This is a genomic window from Synechococcus sp. H55.10 (assembly GCF_047502715.1).
Classification (GTDB): Bacteria; Cyanobacteriota; Cyanobacteriia; order Thermostichales; family Thermostichaceae; genus Thermostichus.
The window spans coordinates 1-508 of record NZ_JANSJJ010000291.1 but is presented as its reverse complement, the minus strand read 5'-3'; the positions used below and the strand labels follow the sequence as shown (position 1 = coordinate 508).

Genomic DNA, 508 nt, shown 5'->3' with positions numbered 1-508 from the left:
CCTTAACTTCAGGGGGAAAACATTGAGCGATGGCCTCCAACATCAGGTGGCACTTTTCTCGGTAACGGCGGATCAAAAGCTGAATGTGGCTCTCTAGGCGGCCTTCCCCGCAGTAGCGGGCCACCACCCGGCCCAAAAAAGGTCCCAGGGATCCCTCGCTACGAAACATCTCCAAGCGGCGGATGATCTCGGGATGGCCACAGGCCCAGCCCACCCGCACCCCCGGCACCACAATCTTGGAAAAGGTGCCCACGTGCAGAACCCAGCCCTCTTCATCCAGCGCGGCCAAACTGGGCAAGGGATCCCCGACAAAGCGTAGGTCGTAGTAGGCCTCGTCCTCCACCACCACCACGCCGTATTCAGCCGCCAATTGCACCAGCTTCTGCCGCCGCGGCCAAGAGAGGGTGCAGCCCCTGGGATTGTGAAAGGTGGGAATGGTGTAGATAAAGCGGGGCCGGATCCCTTGGCGGGCTAGCTCGCGCAACACCTCTTCCAGGCAATCCACCAC

Annotated in this window: 1 protein-coding gene; it reads right to left on the bottom strand. The window is 61.2% G+C overall.

Annotated features, from left to right (window positions below; translation table 11 throughout):
* Nucleotides 1-508, bottom strand: a 508-nt coding sequence (locus NW858_RS13205) for an aminotransferase class I/II-fold pyridoxal phosphate-dependent enzyme (RefSeq protein WP_414520669.1), incomplete at both ends; no start/stop codon positions are given.